This is a genomic window from Streptococcus suis (assembly GCF_019794615.1).
In the GTDB taxonomy this organism is placed as follows: Bacteria; Bacillota; Bacilli; order Lactobacillales; family Streptococcaceae; genus Streptococcus; species Streptococcus suis_AI.
Genome location: NZ_JAIMDU010000017.1, coordinates 25163 through 51292 on the forward strand (window position 1 = coordinate 25163; position 26130 = coordinate 51292).

Genomic DNA, 26130 nt, shown 5'->3' on the forward strand with positions numbered 1-26130 from the left:
CTCACTTCCTTACTTGTTTATTCAATCAAGACAGCTGTTTGTCCCGTTGTTTCCTCCCAGCGTCTAATTGTTCTCTCTACATAAATAGGATCTAGTTCCATAGCGTAACAAATTCTTTCTGTCTGCTCACATACCATAAGAGTTGACCCACCACCATTGAAACTATCCAAAACTCGCTCGCCTTTCTTACTCGAGTTCAATACACACCTAGCGATCAATTTTAGCGGTTTCATTGTAGGGTGTATATCATTTCTGACCGGTTTGTCTTCGTAAAAAATTGTAGTCGGGGCATTCTCTTGCATCGTCTTGATATACGCAATGAGTTCACTTTTAGACATTTCTTTGAGATTTTCTTCGTCCTCTTCGATTACCGTCGATAACGATCTATTGTCAATAAAATAATGACTTCCGCCATCTTTCCATCCATAAAGACAAGGCTCGTGTTTCCATTGATAATCTTGTCTACCTAAAACTATTGCATTTTTTACCCAAATAATGTTTTGTTTTAGTAACCATCCTGTTTCTTTGACAGCCGCTCTAAAGTTAAGTCCCTCTGAGTCAGCGTGCCAAATGTAAAACGCTCCTCCTGACTTGAGATGAGTACTTGCTACTGCAAATGCATCACGAAGAAATTGCCTAAAGCTAGCATCGTCCATACTATCGTTCATGATTGTCATAGCTTCCTCAGTCCCGCCTTCGTATGCAACATTGTAAGGCGGGTCAGTAACGTATAAATCAATAGTCGCACCATCAATCAGTTTAGCCATATCCTCTGCGCTTGTACTATCCCCGCACATTAAACGATGACGGCCTAATTGGAAAATATCTCCATAATTCACAAATGAATCTTGGACCGTTTCCTCGCCTTGTTCTAATTCAGAGTTATCATCTTCGCGAATGTCGTCTAACCGGTAATCCGCATCTTCAAAACCAAACAATGTCATATCCAAATTTTGAATATCTGAGAGCTCATCAAATAATAATTCAAAATTCCATTCAGCTATTTCCGACGTTTTGTTGTCTGCAAGTCTGAACGCTTTAACTTGTTCATCTGTTAAGTCATCTGCAATAATTACAGGGACATTTTTAAGCCCCAATAACTTAGCGGCCTTTAACCTTGTGTGCCCGTTAATAACCTCGCCATCTGGACTCGCAACAATCGGAACTTTAAAACCAAACTCTTTGATTGAATTCGCAACTGGCTCAACAGCGTTGTCATTATCTCGCGGGTTATTTTGATAAGGTTTTAACCAGTCTAATGGTTTCTCAAAAAATTTCATCTCGCCTCCAACAAAAAAGGGACTCAATGTTATTAAGTCCCGATTAACCTTGAAATATAAAGAATAATCGCTTTAGAGTCCCTTTGTGCATTATTTGTACATCATAATCACCGCCTCTCAGGCGGTAGTATCCAATTATTTGATACTACCATTTTAACGTCTTACTAACCGTTAGAACTACGGAAAAACTTTTGGTTTCTTGGGAAAAACTCTAATTTTCAACAAGCAAGCAACCACTTCGATACTGCTCTGCAAACGATAGCAGTGCATCGTTGAGTTCGATATAGAAACTAGCCTCTGATAAGTACAAGTCGTTGTAGATTTCAAAATCATACCGCTTGCCTGCATAAAGATACTTTTCATAAAGAATGCGTCTATGCGTAGGATTGAGTAAGTTGTTAATTGCGTATTCAATCGCTTCGAGTTCCGCTTCCGCGTCTACTCTGTTGATTGCTAATCGCTCAACAGGTCTACTTGGATTACCGCTAGTTTGTCTTGGCTCGAAAGTATACACGGCAGTAACTTTCTGTCCATCCACATCATTTGCGACCCGTCGCCAACGAGGATACTCTCTCAATTTTCGTTTTGCGTTCGCTTTGGTTTTTTCTGTGTTTATTTCGGGGAAAAAAGTCATCTGCCAGCACCTTTCTATGATATAATAGTTTTAGGTTTTTACTCACAGTCAGTACAAGTGTGCTGACTTTTTTATTTCCACACGATAACTTGATTTTCTGTTTTAACTTTCCATGACTCTCTATCAAGTGGATCGATTTGGCAGAAAGTTGCTCTGCTTCCAGCTTTTGTCCTCCGTTTTTTGTTCACGATCTCATAATAAAGCTCATTGATTCTAATCATGTACTTCAATCTTTGTTGGACACCGTTCATCCAATTAACAACTGACGTCCCATATTTTGCCCCAACCAATTGAGCAAGACTGTCGTATGACAGCCTGTAATGTCGTTTGATAGTACCGATTTTTTCAATGATATCAATACCATCATCAACCATAAATTCTTTTGCCTTATCATAGATTTTACGGACTTTCTGCATAGCGTCTTCAGGAGGATTATTTTTCCCCTCCCAGTACCAGTACGTTCCCTTTGAAATATGTAGTTCTTCCGCCATCTCTTCCACTGTCAAGCCTAGTTTTAACCGAAAATCTCGTAGTGTCAATTCAATCATAGCTCCTCCAACGCTACCCAACGGAATTGTGGGTATTTTTTAGCTTCTTCTTGGGTACAACAACATCCATAGGCTCTAACGAATAATTCCGAATCCGTATCAAGAATCCTATGTTTCCCATCCGTTCTGACAAGGACAGAATACTTTGCCATTCTCGGCTCTGGCACATCGATCAGTAGCACGCCTAGTTTTTTGTTAGTCATTTCGTTCTTTCTCCTTTTGTTTTTTAGCCTTACTCGAACGAATTCTCGATTCAATTCTCGTTAATGGAAATAACAGAATTAAAAGTACAAAAACTAGCAGTTCTGTTATAAACAGCATAATGCTGGCATATATGTTTAACAATTTGCCGATTGGATAAAAAGTCTTAGAATCATATAGACACCAATCAAAGTATCTCTCCCAACCTTTTTTATTTTCAGGAAATATTTCCCAAAATAGCTTCTTCATTTCCCCTCCTCCACCAATTCAGGATTCTCATAGATGTTGCCAATGATTTCGATTTCAGTTTCTATATCAACGAACCCACTTTTATAATTCCATAATAGGTCATAAGTGTCTTTTTCGTCGACTATAACAAAAGAAAAATCCTTTAAGCAGACAACGCCGACATATTCGTACTCACCTTTTTCTGTTACTGTGTAACATTTAACAACATCCCCCTCAAAAATCTCCTTGCCGTTTTTATCAAACAGCCCTGTGGATTGCATGAGTATTGCATTGTCTAAAGGTAATTCAAAAGGCTCTTCTCCCGTACGGGAAAGGTCTTTAGCTAGACCATCAAGCCCAATGTATATATCATGTCTCCACGCATGAGATGCCTTATCCCACGCCCTAAATTTCTGTGTCATCGTTTACCTCCTTCCTTTTACTATATAAAATTCGGTGTTCTTTACAACAAAATTTTTGATTCCCTTTTGGTTGAAATTCTTTTTTGCAAACAGGGCAAAATTTAGAGCTTGCTTGATAATATTTTTTTCGACATCGTTTACTACAAAAAAGTTGTGGTCCGTAGACTTGGTATTTTTGCCTGCAGTAAAAACAAACTCCCCAAACTGCCATCACTCCGCCTCCTATTTTTCGAAAAACATACCAATCATGCCGATGATAATAGCCCAAATAATAGTCAAAATCGCTATTAGTCCGGATAGGATGATGAGATTAAATAAAAAGTCTAATATCGGCCAATCCATCACTCCACCTCCGTTTTTCTCAGCAATTCAATCGCACTCTTGTACGACTCGATTAGTCGTTCAGCGTTCTCTTTGTCCTCAATTCGATTTTCATCATAGAGGCTCTTGATGCTATCTAGTGCCTCTGATAAGCATTCGATTGGTGTTGTAAAATCATCTGTTGTGTAAAATTCTGACTCAAATTCGTTAAGCTCGTCACGAAGAATCACTACATCTTCCACTCTATCAAAATCTGTTGTTCTCACAACATTCCGCTCTAATTCCTCAATCACTTCCTGTTTATTCATTTTTATCTTCCACAGGCTCAGCAAACCCTGCATCCCAAGCCCACTTAAAATCCTGTTTGATTTCGGCTTCGGTGAGTTGGTACTCGGTATGGTTTTTCCAATCAATGGGAAAGACATCCATTTGGCTAATGAAAACCGTGCCGTCATCAAACTTTTCTAAAGCAGTAAGACTGTCACTATTCGGATTCGGTATCTCCACCGTATACAGCTTTTCCTTCTCGACCTCGTAGCCGAATAAATGCATCTGAACAAGTATCAAAATTGAATTATCTTCGTAAACAAGCCATCCTTCAAACGTATCCAGCAAATCATCGTTCTCCCCATTGACTTTTCTATACGTTCCAGTGATTGTGCTATATATTGCAGTATTGATATCATCTTTATTTCTTTCGTACCACTCCGCCACAAATTTCGGTATAACCACCTTCTGCGGACTAATCTTGTCAATTGTATTTACGACAATTTCAAGAGGTACGTGGTCAACCCATTCGGTCTCTGCTACAGTCTCGCCTGCTTTAAATATTACCCTTTCTCTGTTAGCTATTTTTATCTTTGATTGTTCGATTGTTTCAATCACTTCCTGCTTATTCATCTGTTTCCTCCGCAAGTTCCGCAATGGCATTTAGCCTTATTTCCATGCTCGTCAAAAAACTCTGGGGCTTTAGCACCGTTATATTCTAATTCGGTCAACACTCCATTCATGCGACAAAATGGACAGGTATCTTCGCTATAAGTCCATTCATCACACACCGGACAGGTTGGAATAACAGAATATTCTAGCTCTCCTAGCATATTCACTCCAATTTCTTTTTTGTAAATAACTTTCGCCATCATAACCTCCTTGCTATCGCTTCAATCACATTTACCGTGACTGAGTTGCCAGCCTGTTTATATAGCTGGCTATTACTATTTACTGCTTGCGCTCGGTCAAATGCCCAATCTGGGAATCCTTGCAACCTCCAGCACTCACGAGGTGTCAGCTTGCGGATATGTATACCGTTCAACAAGTGATTGTTCTCCTGCCAGCTATTGCTAGTCAATGTAGGTGCTGTATCATGCTCTCCGCCTTGATTGTAACCATGCCCACGTTGGATGATTTTGGGCTCAAGGCCGCCGCCTTGCATGGTTCGGATGGTTGGAGCGATTCCCTCTGGGTCGTATACTCGATTCGGCATCTCAAACTTGCCAGAGAGCTGGCCTGCAATCAAAACCTTTAGCGGATCTTTCTGTGTGGTAGTGCTACATAATGTTGGGGCAAGGCTATCAACAGAGACTACGTCGCCACTCTGTGATTTGCCCATCTTACGGATGTTCCCAACCTTGTTTATTTTTGATTGTTTACTATCAACCGCTGTGTCATTTCCTCCGAAAGGAAAAACCGCTCGTCCACCTTCTTCTCTAAGATGTCCGATAATAAACACCCGCTCTCTGTTTTGGGGGACTCCAAAATTCTTGCTGTTGAACACTTGCCATTCCGCATCATACCCCAATTCATCCAACGCTCCGAGGATGGTCTCGAATGTATTTCCGTTGCCGTGGTTGAGCAATCCTGTGACGTTTTCAAGGAATAAATATTTAGGTCGGAGAATAGATGCGAACCGAGCAATCTCAAAGAATAAAGTCCCTCGAGTATCTTCAAATCCTGCTCGTTTTCCAGCAATGCTGAAAGCCTGGCACGGAAATCCTCCACAGATAACATCCACACGTCCGATTCCTCGAACAGACTCATCTGTAACTCCTTTGATGTCATGAAATTCAAATTCTCCTTCCGTATCGTGTATTGCTTTGTAACTCTTTCTAGCAAACGGGTCAATCTCACAAAAGCCGACACATTCATGTCCTGCGCGTTCCATGCCAAGACGAAATCCACCGATGCCTGCGAATAAGTCTAGGAATTTCAAGATACATCCTCCACTTTCCCACATTTTAGGCATTGACGTTTAGGAGAAATTTTCCCAGTATTCAACGCGATAAAGCGTGGTAATTCCTTCCAAGAATGCTTGCAAAACAATTGTTTTATATCATTTATTAATTTCATCGACTTCCTCCAAAACTAAAAATTTGTCGTCGGTTGTCTAAGGCTCTGTTCTCTCAAGTAGTTAAGAGTATTCAAATCATGGATTAACTTAATTACTTCTTTCAGTGGTTTCTTTGTTACAACTTCATTTTGGTAATAATAAGGCGTTTCTCCGTATGGGCCTGTATTCCCTGTTCCGAATCCTTCTAATTCGACAACTGTAACTAATGCACTGTCACTATTGTTTGGATTTATCGGCCTTTCGTAGATTTGAATTATTTTGTCGGCATTTATATAGCTATCGTTTAATTTAATTAATCTCATCAGTCGTCATCCCCTCACCCATTCTAAAATTCTATGCATCTCATCCTCGTTTGGTAAGTCATTAAAGTAAATCCGCTCGACACGCTTCTCTGGTATCCCAGTCGCTTCGCTGACAACCTCAAACGGGATGTTATCGCGGTTAATTTCTTTTTTTAATAAATTTCCAATATCCAACGGTTTTACTGCGTCGGATATTTTCGGAGCGTGTTTCGCCCGATTAACAAATCTTCTGCTACGTATCATAGGTCCTCCGCTTCGATTTCAATCCTTGGTCTTGGACTATACACCTTTCTCGTCGTGTGCTCGACGATAATGTTGTCATCAGTCCAGACAATTTCTGCTTTACTGATGCTGTCATAAACAGCTTTCTCTAAATTGTCCAAGTCGGGCTTTTTATCTACGTAAATCCGCTCGTTGATAAAATCATCGTACTCCTGCACCTTCTTAGCTTTAGACCGAGGTTTAGGCGGTGTAGACATAGACTTCGGAGCAGGCATGTAGAATGTCATTTCTACCTTGATTGGTCCGTCAAAATACGGTCCGTCATACAGTTGTCTAACAAGTTCGGTGCACTTCTTTCTCCAAGCAACCATCTTTCCGTCTTCGTAAACCGTTGCGTGTCTACCTCGTACACTAGCTCTCGGTCTGCTTTGTGGTCTTGGTTCAATCGGTATAATCAACCTCATATAATGACTCTGTGGAATCCTAATTCCTCAAACAAATTCTTTTTGTTTCCCTCGATAAATTCAAACAAGGTCTGGATTTCTTTTATGTCCTTTCCTACTTCTTTCGCAATATTGGAATCATCAAGGAAGAGCTTATCTGGATATTCTGCTTCTAAAACCAGTCTGTATTCTGGTTCAAACATATCTCCGTTTTCATCTAGCGATATTTGGTTATCTAGCACAACAAACTCCGCTTTGATATTCCATAGGCCACCACCAATAATTTCCATACTTTGTTCTGATTCACTTGTCACAAGTGTGAAAGGCGTTTTTAAAATTGCTGTTTTTTCATTTTTTTCTTTCCAAAATCCAGCGACTGCCATTGTGTGAGTTTAGCTAAATACGGGCAGTCGCTGTCGTCCAACTGTCAACTGATTGCTTGCAGTTGACGCGCTTTCTAGTTCGCTTTTAGCGTGGTTCACGGCACGTTAGTTTTGTGTATTTATCAATTACGTTCAACACATCATTTTCTGAGATAAAATTTTCAACGCCCAAACGTAATACTCGGTATTCCTTTAATGCTTTAATTTCGTGGAATAATAGATCACGTAGGTTGTCAGCAGGACTGTCAGTGAATCCTAGTAGATAGGCTAGATTTACCTCAAAATAGTCAGCGAGCGCCTGGGCTTTGTCTAATTTTATTGTACTTTCTCCATTTTCCCAACGAGATATGGTTTTTTCATTTATGCCCAGATAGTCAGCTAACTCTTTCTGAGATAGCTTTTTTTCTTGCCTTAATTCTTTCAATCTATTCATCCGACTTGTCCTTTCGGTTACTACGCTCACCGACTAGATAGCCCAGCATGAGCCACAAGACAGCCATTCCTACTTCTTTTGTAAATTCAATCATTTTTAATCCATTCCCTCATATAGACTTTTCCCTAACTGTTCCTCAAAATCCGCTTGATTTTTTGGGTCTAGCATTGCTAAGGATGTCACAATTTTTATTTTTGTTTCTCTGCACGGCTGATAACCATACTTTGCATATCTCATTAGTCTGTTAAAAGTGCTAACCGGATAAGGTAATCTATCATCTACAACTAATCTTTTTGTGTGTAGATGCTCAAAAAAATCTTCATGAAATAATACTTCAAAAACAGCCATATAATCATCTTCATCTACATTTTTATAGTTTTTGTAGTAAGCAAATTTTGTAATTGTGAAATCAAAATTTGAAATAACATTTTTAGGTGTTCCGTATGTATTTCTAATAAGTTCAAGACGAACTTTTTCTTTGACTGAATAGATTGACCAACAATTTTTATTCTCATAAGAAAACCTCCAATCAGCAGGATTTTCTTTCAATTGTTTCTTATAGTAACTTTTTGCCTCCAAAAAATCTTTTTCACTTTCAAAGAAAATATCTAAGTCTTTAACACGCTCGCTATTAAAAATGTTTTTGAAACAGCCACCAGCAATAAAACCTTTATGCCCAGCTAGAAATTTATCAAGCCACCAAAGCTGCCTATAATTTAGTAAATCACTTTTTTTGAATGTCATTTGTCTTCTCCCTTTGGATCTTTCCACCAATCAAGCAAGTCAGCCTGATTGTCCTTGATGTAGTTTTCAAATATTTGGAATTGGAGGATAGCCCAGCGTAAACTGTGCATACCCTCTCCACCCCTAGAGCAAAAACCGCTGACTTTGAAAACTGGCACAATGCTACCAATAATACCTGGACTAAGTTCGTCAATATTGACTACATTCTCAGTTCGATACCCAAGATCAAGGACGAACTCATCTCCTAAGTCATGGATGACTTGTAGCCTCTTACCGTCTGAGTAGATGGCTACACTATCTGATACTGTTCTGATTTCCATAGATCCCTCCTAAAACGGTAATACCTCAATGCAAATCCAATCATTAGAGACATTCCAAACCTTGTAAACATAAGCCTCTAGTAAGTCATTTTCAGAGTGGCAACTAGTTCTGTTCCTAACATCTTCATTCTATCCAGTGAATTTTATTTTTTTGGTGTCAAACTGTCTAGGCATTTTAAAGGTTGCTATGCACTCATTTTTGTTTTGGTGGATTGCTATTGTTATGCCGTGATTAAACGGTTCAAGCTCATCAATTACTTGTTTTACTTGCTTATCCATTCTTACCACCCACACAATTCATTGAGCTGTTCTTGAGTTACTGGCTCAATCCGTTGATAGCCACTAACCTGATAATTTTGCTTGTGTTCAAAACCAAGCTCTGACAGTCCTGCCTTGAATAAGTCCTTTTCTGCCGTGTTGGCAAAATAGACTTCTAAGGTCATTTTTTGAGTGTACTTTTTCGGCTCATTTTCAGCCCCTCTGAGCGTGTCAGGCTCATTTTGGGATAATTGCCCACCGTCCAAAATCTCGCCTGTTTCTGGGTCAACTTTTGGGGTCTCTGTTGATTTCTGAGCCTGTGCCTGCTGTTTCGCTCGCTGCTCTGCCAAAAGTTGTTCTCTTTCAGCCTCAGCTTGTCGCATTTTTTGCTTTTCTTGCTCAAAGAGATAGTCCGATATAATTTGTTGCATTACATCAGCCAAAGACATTGACTGCAACATACGGATATACGGCTGATCAGTCATGCCATACTCAGCACATTGTCCAGAGATGGTGGCTTTTTCTTTTTCGTGCTCTTGTTGTTTTTGGTATTCAAAGGTGACCATATCCTCAAGAGATTTCATTGTGACTTTTTTTAGGGTCACGCCATCAGCCATAAAGTCTGAGGCCTTAATGTATTCCAAGGCTTTTTCATCAAAGAGTCTAGGGTCTAGCATATATTCAGCCGCTTTGTTAGCCAGGTAACTCTTGACAGTATCAAGGCGGACAGCTTTTTGATTATCCTCAAACTCTTTGACATCAGCGGCAATTTTCTCAATTACATTATCAATCGGTGAGGCAGCTTTTTTGATGTATCCATCAATTTCATCTATCGGCTGTGACAGCTCACGCTTAATCTTGATACGCTCATCAGAGATTTGTTTTTTGAGTTTGCGTAGGTCAGCTAAAACTTGCTTGTCGTCCTTAATGGTTGCAGCCGTGACCGTGTAATTTTCATACTTGGCCACAATATCAGCTATCCCCTGCTCAAACCTTTCACGGTCAATGATTTCAACCTGTGCCTGTGTTACTTTCGCTTGTAATTCTTGCATGTTGCCCTCCTAGTATTCCAAATCTTCCAGTAGCTCACCTTGTATCGGTTCATCATCAGGACCAATCACATCATCAGTTGGATAGCTTGTGTCAATCTGTCTCTGAGCTTGTTCCTGTTTCATCTGCTCAATTTGAGCCATTTTGCGTGCCATAACATACTCACGGCTTTCAACAGGTTCCGCCTGTTTGATACGGTCAAAAGTTTCACCGCCATCATCTTCCGTGTACATATTTCCCAAATCCTCAGGGAATGCCTCACGCAGAGCATTTACTAAGGCTGTCTTCCTGATCATTGTTGCTGGCATAGCGTTCCATGTACTCTGTTTCTTGTCATATTCTTCACGACTGACAAAGATTTCTACAGGTACTTTGAAATTTTTCCGATAGACTCTAGCCCAACCACCTACCAAGGTATCACCAGGCAACATTAGAGCTCCTTTGCGTTCGTGCATAACTCCATCAGTATCCACGGTTACAACACCTGCCTCAAATCCCTCATAGTTTGGATTTTGGGCAGCACGCTTGAGGAATGCCTCTTTTGAGACAATCAAGCTAAACTCTGTACCTCCAGTTTTTTTCTTGTAGGCAACGATATAGACTTCATTGGCCAAAGGGTTCAAGTTGCGTCCCTTGATAAGAGATAAGGCCTGCCCTACTTGTTTTTCAGTCAGCAAGTTTTGAGGGTCAAAATAGCGTTTGACATCCTGAAAAGTCCAAACACTGGTATCAATGGCAATATCACGTTTGGTCTGTGTTGATAATTGATTGTTAGTCATTTTCTTCTCCTTTTGGTCTTCCTTAAATTGAAATTTTCACGCTTTAAGCGTCTGTTTTCGTTGGTAATTGAGATTATCTTGTCATGTTGCTCATTGATAATCTCTCCTAGCTCGTAGCAAAGCTCTAGGTAACGTTTCCGCCAGTAAGCATTGTCTTCATAGCGTTCTCTTTCCATAGGCTAAACCTGCTCATCTTTCCACCTGTCATAAGCCTCATCTTCATCAACCTCAGGCTCTGAGTAGGGTTCAGGGGGCGTGCTAAGCCAAGTATCATAGTCAAACCATGGGTAAGTACCTTCCATGTCATCCTCCAAGATTACTGAATGGCACATCCCATTCATAATTTGAAAACTTATCATTACAAATATCTTTGATGATATTACCTTTCGAAATTTCAATTTCCTGTGTAAATTGCATACCCATTTCAAAAGTGAAAATTTTAATATCAACATCGAACTTACTAGAAATTTCTTGATAGTTCTCTGCGATAGCTGCCCACGCCTGTTTGAAGTTTTGTAACTCGACAATCAAAAAGTCTTGGTCAAGCCAAAATTCTAAGCTATCAGTTTCAATAAAACCACGCCTAGTACCATTTATGTAAAAGTAAGGAGCGGTGGTTTCAAATATTAATTTTTCTCCATCCCATTCTTCTTTTACAGTGACAGCATTATCACAAAACATATATTTCAATGCTGATGCTATATTTTCTGCTCTACCTCTTAATTTAATTGTTCCTTCTGCCCAATTTGGCATAATTGTTTCCTCCATGCGTTTCAATTCTTACCTAAAACTCCTTCAAGCCGCATACTTCCTGCCTAGCTCTCTAACAAGGCGGATATACCCTGCCTTATCAGCTAGACCTGTATCCAGTAGCTTTTCCTTCTCTCCTGCCGTGGCACGTTGCCAGACAAGGTTTTCACGTAGTTCAAATCTTTTCATGATTTTCCCTCCTGTGGATAACTTCTGTAAATCCCTATATATATTATTTATATATAACGATTAGTTTGTTTTTAAGTTAGTCAGAGGCTTTAGCCTCTTATTGTTCATTAGTGGGCGATAGCCCCTAGATTATTATTAAGTTAGTCTTTATTGTTATTTAGTTATTATTAGTGTCGGGTTTTTCAACTTTTGAACTATTCAACTTCCGTAAAGTTCAACTTTTGAACTATTCAACTTCCGTAAAGTCAGTAAGTTGTAAAATCACTCTGACGATTCATCTGTGGATAACTCATTATCGACCTTTTCTTTCCAATACTCCCAATAGCTATCCGTGATAGGTACATCCGATACCAAAGGAAAATTCTGGACACCTTTTCTACGACCAAGACTTTTCTGATAAATCCGGATATATCCTGCATCTTTTAATTCATCATAAGCTGTCCTATGAGCATCACGCCCATTTTTCGATCGTTTGGAAAGTTCTTCGATGTAAGGCTTCCAGGTGTCTTTATTGGACATCAGCACAAATAATAACCCTTTGGCTTGTAAACTAAGTTCACTGTTTTGAGCAGAATGATTATTCAACTGCGTATAGTTTTTATGGATATTCCTGACAAGGTGTTGCATAAGCCATAACCATTCCTCCTAAACTCCAACAATCGCAAGCCGATGCGTATTATCAATCGCTGTCATGTTCGTCATATTCCAAGATCCTTTCTACATCCTCAAGATGTTCAACGTCGCCTGTCCGAAGAAATCGGTCGTACGATTGGGTTATAAGTTCTAATCTGACTAGATTATTCATGCCTACTCTCCAGCTTCTGCTTCAACCATGCAATTTCGTCCCTCAACCGCTGATTCTCGATACGGTATTCATTCCGTTGTTCAGCGATTTCACGTACCATGTCGTGCAATAACTCATTTTCTCGCTCCAGAGAATAGAGCGGACGCGGGATGGCAGGTTCTTGTTTTAAAAATTTATCCAACCATTTCTGCATATCTTTTCCACTCCTTATCCACTTGCTGAGCGTCTCTTTTAAGTCTGTTGCGAATGCTTTCTGTGTTGCAAGTACTCTGATACCCCATGCCTGCTTTAAAGCCGTATAGGTAGTCTCTGTGGCGAATTTCTTCAAACTCCCTGCACTTCCGCTCCTTCTCTGCTTTCCGCTGTTCCACAATCGCACCAACCAAAACTGGCACTGCGAAAATTGATAATGTAAACAATGCTTCTGTCATAAATTATTTCCTCACTTCAGACCTTGTCCAGATTGGTCTTTTAGTCTTTTTCGCTAAGCCAAATTTTAATGGCTCTTTTCTTCCATTTTGTCCCCTCTTGTTCTTTAGGGAAATTCGGTAATTTTCTGTATTTATCAAAGACGGTCCCGTCTACCTTTAGAAATCTGATGCAATCCTTTCGGTTCATCATTTCTGAGAAACCATCATCATTGTCGTGCTCTAGTAAAATCTCGTTAACTACTTCTCTTACTGCACTTTTTATTATCGATTTTATCCAGTCGGACAAATCAACAACAAACTTGTCCATAATAGGCCTCCTGTGTTATAATTTAAGTGTAATTTTTAGTAAGCCACTGTTCCCCGCAGTGGTTTTTTTGCGTATCAGGCATAACCTGCGGTTTTTGTAAATATATGCCATATCCCACGCTTGGTATGTCCACAATCGTAAATAGTACCAGACAAACCATTAGTGACAACGACATATAAGCAATTGTTTGGTGGGATATCGTCTTTATACTTATCGTACAAATCTGATAATCTGACATTATCGCATTCCGTCTGCACATCTAGTTTTGTCAGATTTCCAAAGATAATATCGCCACTAAACACAGTCACGATTTCTCCGAAAATTTTGGTATTCCCGTCGACCACATTACCTAAAACAACTGGATTGTATCCGCATGGAATCCCTCGCAAGTTTTCTTCCATCCCCTTCTCTTTTCTAAGCTACTTTCCAAATTTGACAAAATGAGATGAGTTCGCTTTCTGGAACTTTAATTCTCCAACTATTGCCATAAACACCATCTGCCTCATAACCACAAGATTTCAGATACTCAATAGCTTCATCTTTGGTTGCAAACGATTTTGCCTTGAGGTCTGTTTCTCCTACCGGACAAAAATCGGTACCAATCATCCCAAAACTCTCGCTCTGAGTATCGGCATTGGTAACGTGAATTGATACGACATACATTTTGTAATCTCCTTTCTAGTTTGGTTGGCTCTCCTCACTGTGATATAATAAACACGGAAAGGAGGTGAATCACATGGAGCCTAACTACTTCCATGTTCGATTCAAGCAAAGTGACAATGTGTCCTACTCAACACCATCTGCTGAAGGTAGAGAAATCATCTCTATCAAAGGTGCTGAAGTGACAAAAATGCTCTTTGCTGACGGCAATGAATTATTGAATGTTATTCACGATGGCTTCGTCGATGTCTACGCAACGTTCCCAATCGTTCTTAAACACCAATAATTCTCCATTTCTATACCAACAATCGCCCTCTACTGCGTTTGTTGGTTTTTCATTTCCATGAAAAATTCGATTCTGTTGCATACTGTTTCCTTCCTAGTTCGGTTGGTTTTGTTCAAATATACGTTTTAATTCGTAATTTGTTCCTAAAAAAATATCATCTTGTGCTACTTTGTAAAAATCAGCCAATTGAGCAAGTAAATCTGCCCGAATTCGACTGCTATCATTTTCATATTTCAAAAGCGTTTGATGATGAATGCCAATCATATCTGCTACCTCTTTCGCAGTAAGACCTGCATTAACACGCAATGCTTTTAAGGACCATTTCAATACCCCTCACCCCTTTCTAAATTCATCCAGGCTGACATCCAAAGCGTCAGCGATTTTAACAACATCCTCAAACTTCAGGGACTTCTTTCTCCCCATTTTTAAATCAATCAAGCTATTTTTATTGATACCTGCAAGCGTAGCAAGCTTATTTTTAGTCAGCCCTCTTTCTTTGAGTAATCTTTCAATCGTTTCCCACATATTTATCCTCCAGTTACTATATATAGTATTCAAAAAGTTATCCACAACTACATGTTGATTTTTCAATAACTATTTGCTATAATATTCTCATGAATAAAACCTTTACACTCTTTATTCATAAAATTTGATAGAAAGGAGATTAATATGGATATAACACAGATTAATTTGACTCAAATTCTAGTTACATTCTTGACAGCTTGTGTGCCATCCATTGTTACATACTTTGTGACTAAAAAGCGAATGGATTCAAAAATCAAGGAAGTTGAAATACGGTCTGCGAGCGAAATCAAACGCCTTGAAAAAGAAACCGAATTGCGTATTAAAGAGTCACAGCAGAACCAACAAATGGAATGGACAAACAAAGTCATTTCTGGCGAGCTAGATATTGAGAAACTGACCCAAACATTCGGACAGCTCGCTCAATTGCAAAATGTAATCAATCAATTTCAGAAGTAGAGTCGCTTGACTCTGCTTTTTTTGGCAAAGAACGCAATACTTCTATTGCTCCGCTTAAGCCATCCAACCATCCTTGGATGTAATCCACTGAATGCTCGGACGCAAACTGTAAAAACTTTTCTTCCGGCGTCATTTCTCCTTCCTCCACTTCACAATCTGCCGTATGACAAACGACAAAACCAACAAACCAGCTAACCAATAGATCATTGCTTTCTTTGGCAAATGGTGGTATACTCAAATAAGAGGTTGGGGCTTTCGCCCCTAGCTCTTAATCTTTGTTTTGTAAGTTCTGCTTGTGCTCAAGCACTTGTTTGTGCCATAAGCGAGCTTCTCTTACTAAGCCTAAGACGATTAGAACTGTGCCGAGTTCTTCTGGTTTTAGGCTTTTTAGTATGTCCACCATTTGCTGTTCCTCCTGTTTTGATTCGGTCAATTCCTTAACCTTGACTATATTTTACTACGAATTAAATCGTATGTCAACTATTTTTACGAAAAAAGTCGAAAAAATTTTGTATTTTTATTTTACAATTACGAAATAATTCGATATTATATAGTAAAGATGAAAAAAGGAGATAATGATTATGGTTCGCGGTAGAGGAAAATTAACACCGCAAGAAATCGAATTGATGAGCGTGATTTCTGCAAACATCAATAGATATCTAACGGAACAGAATAAGAAACAAATAGACTTATCAAGAGGTACAGGTATCCCGCCTAGCACACTAACTGGATACGTGAAAGGAACATCACTTCCGATTCCTGGTAATGTCCAAAAAATCGCAGATTATTTCGGATTGAAGAAATCGGATATCGACCCACGGTTTAAATCTACCCGACCGTCTGTATCCATCCCCTTCCAAAATTTCGACCCACGCAAGACCATTCTGCTATCCAACTACGACAAGCTCAATGAAACACGCAAGAATAAGCTCCTAGCAACCTCTGAGACGCTCCTAGCCGAGGAGCAAGGGAAAATCATTGACATCTCGGAAAAACGGGCAGAATACGACGCTAGAAAGCGTATCAGCCTACCCGTACCAGGCAAGGTATCCGCAGGTACAGGCTACTGGCAAGAAGATGACTACGACACCATGGTAGACTTCTACGCAGACGAAATTCCAGACGAAAAGGACTATGACACAGTTGCTGTCGTGGTTGGACACTCCATGGAACCCAAAATAAAAAATGGTGACTTCCTCTTTATCAAACTCAAGGACCAGGTTGACCTAAACAAAATCGGCATCTTCCAAATCGACGGCGAAAACTACGTCAAGAAATTAAAAAGTGACTGCTTAGAATCGCTCAATAAAGACTATGATAACATCCAGATCACAGAAAATATGAGGACTATCGGTGAAGTCGTGGATGTGTATAGGGAAGGGTAATATCTCGATTGTCGAGTCTTTACAATCGAGGAGTTTAATAATTTAGTTAATTAAAAATACGTGCTCCCCTGAATCACGAATAAAAGCAGGGTAGGAAGATTGTTATTATGGCAGTAAAACGTTGCCCACGTTGTGGAAGCAGTCAAGTGCAGTTTATGAACCAGGAACGAAAAGGATTTAATGGTTGCGTCGGTTGTATCGGTTTCTTGATCGCTTGGCCTTTCCTGTTACTAGGGTTAGTTGGGAAGAAAGGTAAAAATAATTGGCATTGTCAGTCATGTGGAAATACCTTTAAAACGAAATAAAAAATCCCCACACTTCCAACCGACCAAAGCCGAAGTGCAGGGCAACCTAATAAGCAAAGACCAGCTATTCAGCAGGACCTTTTGCGTACTCTAATTATATCACTTTAAGGAGGTGATGCCAATATCCTTTCAAAAAACCTTGTCCAGATTGGTCTTACAGAAAGGAAAAGAGAATGAAATATACAAAAACAAAATACCCAAATATTTTTACGTACGAAACCCAAAAAGGATTGCGCTATTATGTCCGCAGAGGATACTTTGTTAATGGCGACAAGAAAGAATTTACCAAAAGTGGACTACGCAGTTTGAAGGACGCCCAGAGAATTCTAAGGGATATTGAAGAAAGAATTTATCGTGATGAGATGGATGTTAACCTAGAACTGACCTTAAATGAATACTGGGAAATCTACTCAGCAAAGAAAGAAAAAACAGGTCAATGGAATGATACATCCATCTACACCAACGCAGGCATTTATCGTACCATGATAAAGGAAAAGTGGGGAAACATACCGCTTAAAAAAATAAATCGCAACGATTATGAAGAACATCTAGCAGAAATGCTTGGCCAGTACCGCAGAAATAGTGTGCTTACCAGTAATCGACTTTTGAATTCCATTTTAAACGATGCTGTCAAAAACGGAAATCTTAGACAAAATAAATTGTCTGGTATTTATCTTGGGGAATCAGAGTTAGAACCTCTTAATAAAGAGTTAAAAATCGATGATTTTAAAACGTGGATAAAAACCGCAGAAGAATTGCTATCGACCACACATTTTGCATTTGTCTACCTGACTATTTTTGGACTTAGACGTGGAGAAGTCTGTGGCATCAGGTTCATGGACGTTACTTTCAATTCGGATAATCGAGCAGTCTTAAACATAAGAGACTCTCGTTCAAACAGGACAAAAGATGGCGCTGGGAGAACAAAAACAGAAAGTTCTGTGCGTTATATCGTTTTAAACGAAAGAGGTAGTGAGCTGTTGTTACAAATCATGGAAACAGCAAGACAAGTTAAAAAGAAAGCAGACGTCATTGTTGAACAGGAAAAGGATTACCTGAGCATACGAATAAAGAATAATAAATACTATTTGGAAAGACCTGCCTTTTTAAACAAAATTTTTAAACGAGTAAGCGAGGAATGTGGCATCTATATCACTCCGCACATTATGCGTCACTTCTTTACCACTCAATCGCTCATCGCTGGAGCTAGACCAGAAGATGTCATGCACTTCCTGGGACACGCAAGCCTTCAAACAACCAAGCAATACACCCACATCAAAGAAGAGCGAGCACATAATGTTACCGATCTATTTGACAAGAAAATTCTATAATTTTCCCCGACTTCTTCCCGACAATTCCCCGACAACCACACCGAGTTATGACAATATCGACAATAAACATTTTTTCAAAAAGCTAGTAGTATCAATATTTTCAAATTGTTACATAAATACCACGATTGGTTTGGTATAGCTTTTTCTTAACACTGAGATAGTTTTTTTATATTATACTTTTTTCATTTTCTACTATATAATAATCAGTAACTTTAAATGGAGGTGCCTTATGGCTATTTATCAAAATATTACTCAATTAGTAGGAAACACACCAATTATTAAACTCAACAATATCGTACCTGAAGGTGCGGCAGAAGTCTATGTTAAGTTGGAAGCTTTTAACCCTGGTTCTTCTGTTAAAGATCGTATTGCTTTGGCAATGATTGAGGATGCAGAAAAAGCTGGTACTATCAAACCAGGTGATACAATTGTGGAGCCAACAAGTGGTAATACCGGAATCGGACTTGCATGGGTTGGTGCGGCAAAAGGTTATAAAGTGATTATTGTTATGCCTGAAACAATGAGTATTGAGCGTCGCAAAATTATCCAAGCTTATGGGGCTGATTTAGTACTTACTCCAGGTAGTGAAGGCATGAAAGGTGCAATTGCTAAAGCACAAGAAATTGCTAAAGAAAAAAATGGTTGGGTCCCATTCCAGTTTGCCAACCCTTCAAATCCAAAAATTCATGAATATACAACAGGACAGGAAATTTTGGAAGATTTTGGTCCAACTGGGTTAGACGCTTTTATATCTGGTGTTGGTACCGGAGGTACAGTAAGTGGCGTTTCTCATGTTTTGAAAGCTGCCAATCCTAACATTGCTGTATATGCTGTAGAAGCTGATGAGTCCGCTGTTCTTTCCGGCGAAGCACCTGGCCCACATAAGATTCAGGGAATTTCAGCTGGTTTCATTCCAGATACTTTGGATACCGATTCATACGACGGTATCATTCGAGTAAAATCTGATGATGCTTTAGCTACTGGACGTGCCATCGGTGGACAAGAAGGTTTCCTTGCTGGTATTTCATCTGGTGCAGCGATACACGCAGCTATTGAAGTTGCCAAGGAATTAGGTGCAGGCAAAAAAGTTTTAGCAATTTTGGCAGATAATGGCGAACGCTATTTATCAACTGCACTTTACGAATTTAATGACTAATTTTCAATGAAAATTAAAAGAGTCAATGATTGGACTCTACTATATTCTTATTTTTAGAGAACAGATCGGAAGCTCCCCTTGGAGCTTTTTGCTTGTTATGGTTGTTGACAACTGATAATGTAGATCGCGAAAAACATACTAATCGAGTAGGGACTAATTTCTAGTCCCTCTCACACCACCGTGCGTGCCGTTCGGCACACGGCGGTTCAACTAACTTTTAACGCATGTCATTTTAGATAATAATCTAGGCAAGAAACCAGTCCACGTTTTGCGAGGACTGGTTTTGATATGGCACGTTTCAGTACAGACCTCTGAGCCACTAATTGATAATGGTCTCCCCAGCCAGATACTTTATCCGCTATCCACTTCGGTACTCCTAGTTTGAGAAGTCCCCATAGTCGCCTAGATTTCTTCTTCCATTGTTTCCAGATAATAACTCTTATTCGAGTTCTTAGTCGTTCATCAATGCTTTCCATGGCTGATTTCATGTTCGTCATAGAAAAGTAGTTTATCCAACCTCGGATGACCCAGTTTAGTCGCTCAATTCGGCTGTCTAAGTCAATACTCCACTTACGGGACGTTAGTTTCTTGAGTTTTCTCTTGAAACTCTGTACGCTATCCTGATGCGGACGACTTTTCCAACCCCCCGATGATTTCCAGAACCCAAATCCTAGATACTTCAATTTGCTCGGTCTCACAATCTTGGTCTTGGTCATGTTGACTTTCAAACCTAATCGTTTTTCAATATAACGACTAATTGAATGCATCACACGTTTAGCCGCCGCCTCACTACCAACTGTGATGACGCAGTCATCTGCGTAGCGAACAAAGCGAAGTCCGCGATTTTCCAACTCTTTATCTAGCTCATTAAGCATGATATTGGACAGGAGCGGTGATAGGTTTCCTCCCTGTGGCGTTCCAACTAGTGTTTTATGCCGTTGTCCGTTGATGACTACACCTGAATGAAGGTACTTACGAATCAGAGATTCTGTATCCCCATCCTGGATAATGTTATGAACAAGTGACATCAGTCTATCTTGAGGAACGGTATCGAAAAACTTCTCGAGGTCTATGTCCACTATCCACTCATAACCGTCATTAAGGTATTCTAATAACTGGACAACGGCATGTTCGCAGGAACGATTGGGTCTGAATCCGTAGCTCTTATCAGAGAAATAGGGTTCACAGATAGGACTAATGACTTGGACAATGGCTTGTTGTATCATTCTATCCATGACCGTTGGGATGCCTAGTTGGCGAACTCCGCCATTAGGCTTGGGAATTTCAACTCGTAAAACTGGCTGAGGCTTGTACTTTCTCTGCTTTATGAGTTCTTTAGTTGAACGCTAGTGTTTGCGGAGATAGTCATCTATTTCGTCAATAGTTACGCCGTCAATTCCTGCTGAACCTTTATTGGCTCTAACTTGATTGTAAGCATCCAACATATTTGAACGTGATAGGATATTATCTAGTAACTGTGACATGTGTGTATTCCTTTCTTGTTTCGGTGTCTGTAGGATATCTTATATTGGCGAACTTTCTTCTAGTCATTACGTGACTGCCTCCAGTTCTATCAGACCATTCTTTACAGACACAATCGAAGTAGGTATACTTCGGTTTGACAGCCTTTATTTTCAATGTCAAACTTTCAACAGTCACTCCCCTGACTGTTGAAATATTCAGCCCTTCGCTCCGTTTCCATTACAGAAACTTCGTCGCTACTATGACCTCGGCTGAGAGTCTGCCCCAGCCATTGTTGTCCAACGAAGAATGAGTTGATGACAACAATAGGCGAGGGTACTTCTCATGGTTCGTTGTTACTACGTCTTATCGACGCCCATGAGACCTCACGGGATAAGTCGTACATCTTTCCTCGTTTAGACAAGATATGAGGACGTAAAAGGTCTAAGTGAAAATAGGAATTCTGACGAAGAGTCCAGTGACTCTAGGAGGAATTATCTTTTTCACACTGACCTTAGTCCGAATTCAATTACACTCGTGATTTACGCAAATAGGTTACGACTACCTTTTTGGACTTTAGTGTTGAAAGCCACCTTATCCGCTAAATACGCCTTTGTATCACGTTTCTGTTCGTAGTGCCACGATTTCGCTATCCCTTCCTCTGACGATCTTGGTTTCTAGCGTCAGACTTAAAACGGTCTCTCCCCAGACCGTTTTAATCCGCTACCTCACGATAGTCAGGCTTGGGAGTCGCTATTGGGTTCACCGGTAGCGGGTGCCCACGGAGGACTTTCACCTCAGATGTACGACATGCCCGTCGTACTTTCAAAAAGGCTAAGGGAAATACCTAAGCCTTTTTCGTTTTATCTAAAAATTCTTTTGTTTCCTTAATCCATGTTGGCAACTGTTTGGCTAACGGAGCAAACCCTATTTTATGACGTTCATTCGTAAAACGGTGATGACGAGGAATTTTTTGTTGTTCTTCTTCAAGTGTGCGAGTAGATAAACTCGCTTTTCCTGAATATTCATCATAATCAACAACCTGTACAAACACTTCCTGACCTAGTTTAAGATAATCAAATATATTATCAACAAATCCAGTCTTAATTTCAGAAATATGAATGAGCCCAGTTTGACCATTGTCCAAATCTACAAAGGCCCCGTATGGTTGAATACCCGTAACTGTCCCTTTAACCTTATCACCGATTTTCATTTTAATCCTCAATCTCGATTGTCTCAATCACAACATCTTCATGCGGTCGATCTGCTGAATCCGTCGCCACCGCTGCAATGGTATCTAATACATCAAATGATGCTGTATCCATTAAATGTCCAAATACTGTATGCCGTTGATCTAAATGCGGTGTTCCACCATTGTCAACATATGCTTCAGCAATTTGTTTTGGCCAACCACCACGTTCTAACTCTTTTGCATTATAAGGAAAATGTTGATTTTGGACAATAAAGAATTGACTGCCATTGGTATTTGGACCGGCATTCGCCATTGAGAGGGCACCACGAAGGTTAAAGGCTTCCATAGAAAACTCATCTTCGAATGAACCACCATAGATTGATTCACCACCCATACCAGTTCCAGTTGGATCTCCACCTTGAATCATGAAATCTTTGATAATCCGATGGAAAATAATACCATCATAATAGCCATCCTTAGAAAGAGCTACAAAGTTTGCTACTGTTTTTGGAGCAATCTCAGGGAAAAGTTTTACATTTAAAACTCCATGATTCGTCTTAATATGCGCAACTGGACCTTCAGCCTTAACCACGTCTAATTGTGGATAGGTTTTTTCTTTCTCGACCATACCTAATTTCTCCAAGGCATCAAAAATGCCATCTTCTTCTACTTTTTTTGTAATATAATCAGCACGTTTTTGCAATTCTGGATGTGAATGCCCCATTGCAATTGCAATCCCTGCATACTCAAATAATTCAATGTCATTGAGCTCATCCCCAAAAACAAGGACATTCTCTGGTTTTAAACCAAGTTTTTCAACTATTTTAGCCACACCAGCTGCCTTAGAGGAATCTTTTAATACAATATCTGACGAAATAGCATCCCAACGAACCGTTCGCAAATCTTCCTGCAATTGAGCTGGCAACACGACTTTTTGTCCATCATTTTCAAAGGTCAACATTTGATAAATATCATTCCCCTTGTAAAATTCAGGGTCGGTTTCCAGGCCATCATAAATCAAATCAATCACTTGACTAATCCGATCGGTCCGAGCTGATAGAGTTCCTTTTTTACTACCTAGCAATCCATATTCAATTCCAACTTCCTTCGTCCAGTCTATTACAGACTTCACCAACTCAGATGACATTGGTTGATGGTAGACTACTTGGCCTTTGGCATTTTCGACATATGAGCCATTAATCATGGCAAAATAATCTGGTTGCAGTGCCTTAATTTCTGGAACTATTCCATATGGTGTACGACCAGAAGCAATTCCTGTTAGAATACCCTTTTCTTTCAAGGATTTAAAAACCTGATGAATAGATTCTGGCATATATCCAGTGGTTTTAACCCGAAGTGTATCATCAATATCAAAAAAGACTATCTTGATTTTTTTGGCTCTATATTTTAATTTTGCATCCACTATATTCGATATCCTTTCCGGAAGCTAACTAACTATCTTTTTATTATATCACTATTCTTCATCTTGTGCTACAAGACCATGCTGAAACGCATAAACAACTGCTTGTGTCCGATCACTGACCGCTAGCTTAGATAAAATACTAGATACGTGAGTTTTGACCGTCTTCAAAGAAATAAAGGATTCATCAGCAATTCGTTGATTATCATACCCCTTTGCTAAAAGGGTTAATATTTCACGCTCGCGAGCCGTCAAGTCCTCATGTAAATCTGGGTAACGCTTGTGATGCTCCACTTTTTTCTCAACCTCAGTTTCGATTGCATATTCTCCACGGGCAACTTTACGAATTGCGGACAAAATTTCATCTGCACTCGATGTTTTTAACATATAGCCTCGTGCACCTGCTTCTAACACTGGGTAAATCTTTTCATTATCTAAATAGGATGTTAGTATCAAAATTTGTGCTTGAGGCCATTCCTTCAACAATGCTAAAGTAGCTTCGACGCCAGTCATTTTAGGCATAACTAAGTCCATCACAACGACATCTGGTTTGACATCAAGTGCCTTTGTTAAACCTTCTTCACCGTCTCCAGCTTCCGCTACTACTTCAACATCTGGCTGTAAGTTTAAGTAACTTTTTAATCCTAAACGGACCATTTCATGGTCATCAATCAACATCACTCGAATCGTATTCATCTTCTTTTCCTTTCAATAGCGGAATTCGAATATCAATGGCAACTCCCTTATTGGGAGCCGTTCGAATTTTAATCGTCCCAGCCATATCCTCAACCCGCTCACGTATATTTTGTAATCCGTAACTCAATTCATCATCAGCACCCTGTTGAAAACCAATACCATCATCAGTCATTTTCAACTGTAACTCTGTCTCTTTTTGCAATAAGTACACATCCAAATGTTTGGCTTTGGCATGCCGCAACGTATTGCTAATGATCTCCTGTGCAATACGGAAAAGGTGTTCTTCTATTAACTTTGGTAATTCACTTACTTCATGTTGAAAATGGACAACAATACTACTTTTATCGCTCACTTCACGTAATATAAGTTCAAATCCTTCTACTAAGGTCTTGCTTTCAAGTTCACTTGGACGTAGATGAAGCAATAATATTCTTAAATCTCTTTGAGCAGACTCAATCATATCCTTTACTAAAACCAACTGTTCCTGAACGGTTTCTTGTGGAAGCGAGGCAATATTAGACGAAAGACCAGACAAAATCATACTCGTCGCAAACAATTCTTGACTAACCGTATCATGCAAATCCCTTGCAATCCTTTTTCTTTCCCCCTCGACAATCTCTTCACGATTTACCAAGTCTTGATTATCTAACAATTGAACCTGTCTAGTTAACGTTTTAACTTTATCAGATAATTGTAATAAAAGAGGATCTTCTTCATGGTTGTCCTTAATCGACTTGTTTTTCAAAATTGCCTGCAATTTTAAGCGCATTACTTGCGTGGATACGAGGGATACTGTTTGGACCAAAATTCCTAAAAAGAGGCTCAGTACAATAATCAATAGAACGATTGTCATTATAAATTGATTCGTAGAAACCCAGAGAGACGGATTCAATAACGAATAATTCAACAATGGTAATACGGATGCAATGACTACTAATACAATCAGTGCTGATAGCCAAACAAGCAGAAAATAGGTTCTTCTTTTGATCATACGCGGATTACCTCCACATCACCAAATAAACTATTGACTACTACTTTTACCCGTTTATGCGAATCACGATAACCAGGGCTAGCTATAGAAATACTTTCATTTCGCAAATCCCAAAATGAGAGATCTAAAAATTGAACACGACCATATATGCTTGAAGCAGATACAGAAATTTCAACATCGATAGGCAAAATAATTTTTGTTTTTCCAAATGTTTTGCGTATAACAACAATATTATCGCGACCAACAAGTACTGTTTGGTCTAAGTCAACTACATCGTTACCAAAGAGACGGACAATATTAATATCTTCAAATCCATACCGATCCTGCGAATGGTTTTGACCACCAAACCACCTATTTTTTTCTTTTTGGGCAACCAATGCATGATCATCAAAAATAATATGAGTATACTGATTTCGTTTTTCATATCGTGAAAAGAAGTTCACCAACATATACACCACGAGCATCATTATGCCAATGATAAAGAACGGATTTAATACAAATACTAAAAACGCCAAGGATATCGCACTAATTAGTAAAACACTATTTAGCTCTCTACCCACAAAATTCCAAATTACTAAAAGTAATACCGCAAGCAATAACAAGGTTCGACTTGCTTCATTGGCAACCACATCAAATAAGGCCAAGGTAAACAGAATACTCTCTAGCAATAGAAACATTCGAATTTTCCACATATTCAAACTTCCTTTCAATATTATTTTATCAAAATTTTAGAAAAAGAACTCCATCTGTGGATGGAATTTCGGTAAGCGCCCCATAACAAGGTACCTATCCAATCATTCACTCCTCCAGTATACTGTAATAAAAAAACTGGAGGATTTTTTTATGTCACAACCCATTGTCCCATTGAC

42 protein-coding genes and 2 pseudogenes are annotated in these 26130 nt (G+C 39.4%); 6 read left to right on the forward strand and 38 right to left on the reverse strand.

The window, feature by feature from the left end:
- Positions 1-17 precede the first annotated feature (17 nt).
- From K6V43_RS06050 to K6V43_RS06180, 28 genes and pseudogenes are all read right to left on the reverse strand, one after another.
- Positions 18-1280 carry a DNA modification methylase gene (locus K6V43_RS06050; protein ID WP_222382228.1) on the reverse strand — a complete coding sequence of 421 codons (1263 nt, stop codon included), beginning with the start codon at positions 1278-1280 and terminating at the stop codon, positions 18-20.
- Positions 1281-1491: 211 nt separating this feature from the next.
- Positions 1492-1914 carry an ArpU family phage packaging/lysis transcriptional regulator gene (locus tag K6V43_RS06055; RefSeq protein ID WP_222382229.1) on the reverse strand — a complete coding sequence of 141 codons (423 nt, stop codon included), beginning with the start codon at positions 1912-1914 and terminating at the stop codon, positions 1492-1494.
- 71 nt (positions 1915-1985) lie between these two features.
- Positions 1986-2462, reverse strand: a complete 477-nt coding sequence (locus K6V43_RS06060; protein ID WP_222382231.1) for a helix-turn-helix domain-containing protein — start codon at positions 2460-2462, stop codon at positions 1986-1988.
- 195 nt (positions 2463-2657) lie between these two features.
- A complete protein-coding gene (locus K6V43_RS06065) occupies positions 2658-2912 on the reverse strand; it encodes a hypothetical protein (protein WP_222382233.1) in 255 nt (84 codons plus the stop codon).
- Entirely contained in the window at positions 2909-3313 is a 405-nt protein-coding gene (locus K6V43_RS06070; protein WP_222382235.1) for a YopX family protein, read from the reverse strand. Before K6V43_RS06070 ends, K6V43_RS06065 begins: the two co-directional genes overlap by 4 nt.
- Positions 3314-3654: 341 nt before the next feature.
- Complete coding sequence (locus tag K6V43_RS06075) at positions 3655-3942, reverse strand: hypothetical protein (RefSeq protein ID WP_222382237.1); 288 nt, start codon at positions 3940-3942, stop codon at positions 3655-3657.
- Positions 3935-4534 carry a DUF1642 domain-containing protein gene (locus tag K6V43_RS06080; RefSeq protein WP_222382239.1) on the reverse strand — a complete coding sequence of 200 codons (600 nt, stop codon included), beginning with the start codon at positions 4532-4534 and terminating at the stop codon, positions 3935-3937. Before K6V43_RS06080 ends, K6V43_RS06075 begins: the two co-directional genes overlap by 8 nt.
- Positions 4531-4776, reverse strand: coding sequence for a hypothetical protein (locus tag K6V43_RS06085; RefSeq protein WP_222382241.1), 246 nt, complete (start codon positions 4774-4776; stop codon positions 4531-4533). Before K6V43_RS06085 ends, K6V43_RS06080 begins: the two co-directional genes overlap by 4 nt.
- Positions 4773-5843, reverse strand: coding sequence for a DNA cytosine methyltransferase (locus K6V43_RS06090; protein WP_222382243.1), 1071 nt, complete (start codon positions 5841-5843; stop codon positions 4773-4775). The genes K6V43_RS06085 and K6V43_RS06090 overlap by 4 nt, the downstream gene beginning before the upstream one ends.
- Before the next feature lie 152 nt (positions 5844-5995).
- The gene (locus K6V43_RS06095; RefSeq protein ID WP_222382245.1) at positions 5996-6283 is read right to left on the reverse strand and encodes a hypothetical protein; all 288 of its coding nucleotides are present in this window, start codon (positions 6281-6283) and stop codon (positions 5996-5998) included.
- A gap of 6 nt (positions 6284-6289) precedes the next feature.
- Positions 6290-6526, reverse strand: coding sequence for a hypothetical protein (locus tag K6V43_RS06100; protein ID WP_222382247.1), 237 nt, complete (start codon positions 6524-6526; stop codon positions 6290-6292).
- Complete coding sequence (locus tag K6V43_RS06105) at positions 6523-6969, reverse strand: RusA family crossover junction endodeoxyribonuclease (RefSeq protein ID WP_222382248.1); 447 nt, start codon at positions 6967-6969, stop codon at positions 6523-6525. Before K6V43_RS06105 ends, K6V43_RS06100 begins: the two co-directional genes overlap by 4 nt.
- Positions 6966-7331 carry a hypothetical protein gene (locus K6V43_RS06110; RefSeq protein ID WP_222382250.1) on the reverse strand — a complete coding sequence of 122 codons (366 nt, stop codon included), beginning with the start codon at positions 7329-7331 and terminating at the stop codon, positions 6966-6968. The genes K6V43_RS06105 and K6V43_RS06110 overlap by 4 nt, the downstream gene beginning before the upstream one ends.
- Before the next feature lie 244 nt (positions 7332-7575).
- Positions 7576-7764 (reverse strand): annotated as a pseudogene (locus tag K6V43_RS06115) (helix-turn-helix domain-containing protein); the annotation flags it as partial.
- A 96-nt stretch (positions 7765-7860) separates the two neighbouring features.
- Entirely contained in the window at positions 7861-8508 is a 648-nt protein-coding gene (locus tag K6V43_RS06120; RefSeq protein WP_222382252.1) for a Gabija anti-defense Gad2 family protein, read from the reverse strand.
- Positions 8505-8828: a hypothetical protein gene (locus K6V43_RS06125; protein WP_222382254.1), complete on the reverse strand. Its 324-nt coding sequence runs from the start codon at positions 8826-8828 to the stop codon at positions 8505-8507. Before K6V43_RS06125 ends, K6V43_RS06120 begins: the two co-directional genes overlap by 4 nt.
- 129 nt (positions 8829-8957) lie before the next feature.
- Entirely contained in the window at positions 8958-9107 is a 150-nt protein-coding gene (locus K6V43_RS11510) for a hypothetical protein (protein WP_261311791.1), read from the reverse strand.
- A 2-nt stretch (positions 9108-9109) separates the two neighbouring features.
- A complete protein-coding gene (locus tag K6V43_RS06135; RefSeq protein ID WP_222382255.1) occupies positions 9110-10138 on the reverse strand; it encodes a DUF1351 domain-containing protein in 1029 nt (342 codons plus the stop codon).
- Between the two features lie 9 nt (positions 10139-10147).
- On the reverse strand, positions 10148-10915 hold the full coding sequence (gene bet, locus K6V43_RS06140; RefSeq protein ID WP_222382257.1) for a phage recombination protein Bet: 768 nt from the start codon (positions 10913-10915) through the stop codon (positions 10148-10150).
- A gap of 179 nt (positions 10916-11094) precedes the next feature.
- Positions 11095-11217 carry a hypothetical protein gene (locus tag K6V43_RS11520; RefSeq protein ID WP_261311792.1) on the reverse strand — a complete coding sequence of 41 codons (123 nt, stop codon included), beginning with the start codon at positions 11215-11217 and terminating at the stop codon, positions 11095-11097.
- 1 nt (position 11218) lies between these two features.
- On the reverse strand, positions 11219-11668 hold the full coding sequence (locus K6V43_RS06145; RefSeq protein WP_222382259.1) for a hypothetical protein: 450 nt from the start codon (positions 11666-11668) through the stop codon (positions 11219-11221).
- 42 nt (positions 11669-11710) lie between these two features.
- Positions 11711-11854: a hypothetical protein gene (locus K6V43_RS06150; RefSeq protein WP_222382261.1), complete on the reverse strand. Its 144-nt coding sequence runs from the start codon at positions 11852-11854 to the stop codon at positions 11711-11713.
- Between the two features lie 261 nt (positions 11855-12115).
- Positions 12116-12481, reverse strand: coding sequence for a helix-turn-helix domain-containing protein (locus K6V43_RS06155; protein ID WP_172136553.1), 366 nt, complete (start codon positions 12479-12481; stop codon positions 12116-12118).
- 170 nt (positions 12482-12651) lie between these two features.
- Entirely contained in the window at positions 12652-12852 is a 201-nt protein-coding gene (locus tag K6V43_RS06160) for a hypothetical protein (protein ID WP_222382263.1), read from the reverse strand.
- Positions 12833-13090 carry a hypothetical protein gene (locus K6V43_RS06165; RefSeq protein WP_222382265.1) on the reverse strand — a complete coding sequence of 86 codons (258 nt, stop codon included), beginning with the start codon at positions 13088-13090 and terminating at the stop codon, positions 12833-12835. The genes K6V43_RS06160 and K6V43_RS06165 overlap by 20 nt, the downstream gene beginning before the upstream one ends.
- Positions 13091-13130: 40 nt before the next feature.
- Complete coding sequence (locus tag K6V43_RS06170) at positions 13131-13397, reverse strand: hypothetical protein (RefSeq protein ID WP_222382267.1); 267 nt, start codon at positions 13395-13397, stop codon at positions 13131-13133.
- A 74-nt stretch (positions 13398-13471) separates the two neighbouring features.
- Positions 13472-13798: a hypothetical protein gene (locus K6V43_RS06175; RefSeq protein ID WP_222382269.1), complete on the reverse strand. Its 327-nt coding sequence runs from the start codon at positions 13796-13798 to the stop codon at positions 13472-13474.
- 13 nt (positions 13799-13811) lie between these two features.
- Positions 13812-14060 carry a hypothetical protein gene (locus K6V43_RS06180; protein ID WP_222382270.1) on the reverse strand — a complete coding sequence of 83 codons (249 nt, stop codon included), beginning with the start codon at positions 14058-14060 and terminating at the stop codon, positions 13812-13814.
- Between the two features lie 73 nt (positions 14061-14133).
- Between K6V43_RS06180 and K6V43_RS06185 the strand changes: the two genes are divergently transcribed.
- On the forward strand, positions 14134-14343 hold the full coding sequence (locus tag K6V43_RS06185; protein WP_099806568.1) for a hypothetical protein: 210 nt from the start codon (positions 14134-14136) through the stop codon (positions 14341-14343).
- A 93-nt stretch (positions 14344-14436) separates the two neighbouring features.
- On the opposite strand, the gene K6V43_RS06190 is transcribed toward K6V43_RS06185, so the two are convergent.
- Positions 14437-14670, reverse strand: coding sequence for a helix-turn-helix domain-containing protein (locus K6V43_RS06190; RefSeq protein WP_222350691.1), 234 nt, complete (start codon positions 14668-14670; stop codon positions 14437-14439).
- Between the two features lie 6 nt (positions 14671-14676).
- A complete protein-coding gene (locus K6V43_RS06195; RefSeq protein WP_222382271.1) occupies positions 14677-14868 on the reverse strand; it encodes a helix-turn-helix domain-containing protein in 192 nt (63 codons plus the stop codon).
- Between the two features lie 144 nt (positions 14869-15012).
- Here K6V43_RS06195 and K6V43_RS06200 point away from each other — a divergent pair, with 144 nt between their 5' ends.
- Entirely contained in the window at positions 15013-15324 is a 312-nt protein-coding gene (locus K6V43_RS06200) for a peptidoglycan DD-metalloendopeptidase family protein (protein ID WP_222382272.1), read from the forward strand.
- Here the strand turns inward: K6V43_RS06200 and K6V43_RS06205 are convergent.
- The gene (locus K6V43_RS06205) at positions 15305-15457 is read right to left on the reverse strand and encodes a hypothetical protein (RefSeq protein WP_222382273.1); all 153 of its coding nucleotides are present in this window, start codon (positions 15455-15457) and stop codon (positions 15305-15307) included. The two genes, K6V43_RS06200 and K6V43_RS06205, sit on opposite strands and share 20 nt — an antisense overlap.
- Before the next feature lie 135 nt (positions 15458-15592).
- Positions 15593-15727, reverse strand: coding sequence for a hypothetical protein (locus K6V43_RS11525; protein ID WP_261311793.1), 135 nt, complete (start codon positions 15725-15727; stop codon positions 15593-15595).
- A 178-nt stretch (positions 15728-15905) separates the two neighbouring features.
- Here K6V43_RS11525 and K6V43_RS06210 point away from each other — a divergent pair, with 178 nt between their 5' ends.
- The 4 genes from K6V43_RS06210 to cysK all read left to right on the forward strand — a co-directional run bounded on the left by K6V43_RS06210 (position 15906) and on the right by cysK (position 19501).
- Positions 15906-16709 (forward strand): XRE family transcriptional regulator, encoded by an 804-nt coding sequence (locus tag K6V43_RS06210; RefSeq protein WP_222382274.1) that lies wholly within the window; start codon positions 15906-15908, stop codon positions 16707-16709.
- A 107-nt stretch (positions 16710-16816) separates the two neighbouring features.
- On the forward strand, positions 16817-17014 hold the full coding sequence (locus tag K6V43_RS06215) for a hypothetical protein (protein WP_044672905.1): 198 nt from the start codon (positions 16817-16819) through the stop codon (positions 17012-17014).
- Positions 17015-17187: 173 nt separating this feature from the next.
- Positions 17188-18345, forward strand: a complete 1158-nt coding sequence (locus tag K6V43_RS06220) for a site-specific integrase (protein WP_222382275.1) — start codon at positions 17188-17190, stop codon at positions 18343-18345.
- A gap of 229 nt (positions 18346-18574) precedes the next feature.
- Positions 18575-19501 (forward strand): cysteine synthase A, encoded by a 927-nt coding sequence (cysK, locus tag K6V43_RS06225; protein WP_222382276.1) that lies wholly within the window; start codon positions 18575-18577, stop codon positions 19499-19501.
- Between the two features lie 227 nt (positions 19502-19728).
- Here cysK and ltrA read toward each other — a convergent pair.
- From ltrA to liaF, 6 genes and pseudogenes are all read right to left on the reverse strand, one after another.
- A pseudogene (ltrA, locus tag K6V43_RS06230) lies at positions 19729-20985 on the reverse strand (group II intron reverse transcriptase/maturase).
- An 824-nt stretch (positions 20986-21809) separates the two neighbouring features.
- A complete protein-coding gene (locus K6V43_RS06235) occupies positions 21810-22175 on the reverse strand; it encodes a S1 RNA-binding domain-containing protein (RefSeq protein WP_024403898.1) in 366 nt (121 codons plus the stop codon).
- Position 22176: 1 nt separating this feature from the next.
- Positions 22177-23577, reverse strand: coding sequence for a Cof-type HAD-IIB family hydrolase (locus tag K6V43_RS11645; RefSeq protein ID WP_222382277.1), 1401 nt, complete (start codon positions 23575-23577; stop codon positions 22177-22179).
- Positions 23578-23628: 51 nt separating this feature from the next.
- A complete protein-coding gene (locus K6V43_RS06245; RefSeq protein WP_222382278.1) occupies positions 23629-24270 on the reverse strand; it encodes a response regulator transcription factor in 642 nt (213 codons plus the stop codon).
- Complete coding sequence (locus tag K6V43_RS06250; RefSeq protein WP_024391836.1) at positions 24242-25258, reverse strand: envelope stress sensor histidine kinase LiaS; 1017 nt, start codon at positions 25256-25258, stop codon at positions 24242-24244. Before K6V43_RS06250 ends, K6V43_RS06245 begins: the two co-directional genes overlap by 29 nt.
- The gene (liaF, locus tag K6V43_RS06255) at positions 25258-25953 is read right to left on the reverse strand and encodes a cell wall-active antibiotics response protein LiaF (RefSeq protein ID WP_024403902.1); all 696 of its coding nucleotides are present in this window, start codon (positions 25951-25953) and stop codon (positions 25258-25260) included. The genes K6V43_RS06250 and liaF overlap by 1 nt, the downstream gene beginning before the upstream one ends.
- Positions 25954-26130: the final 177 nt, after the last annotated feature.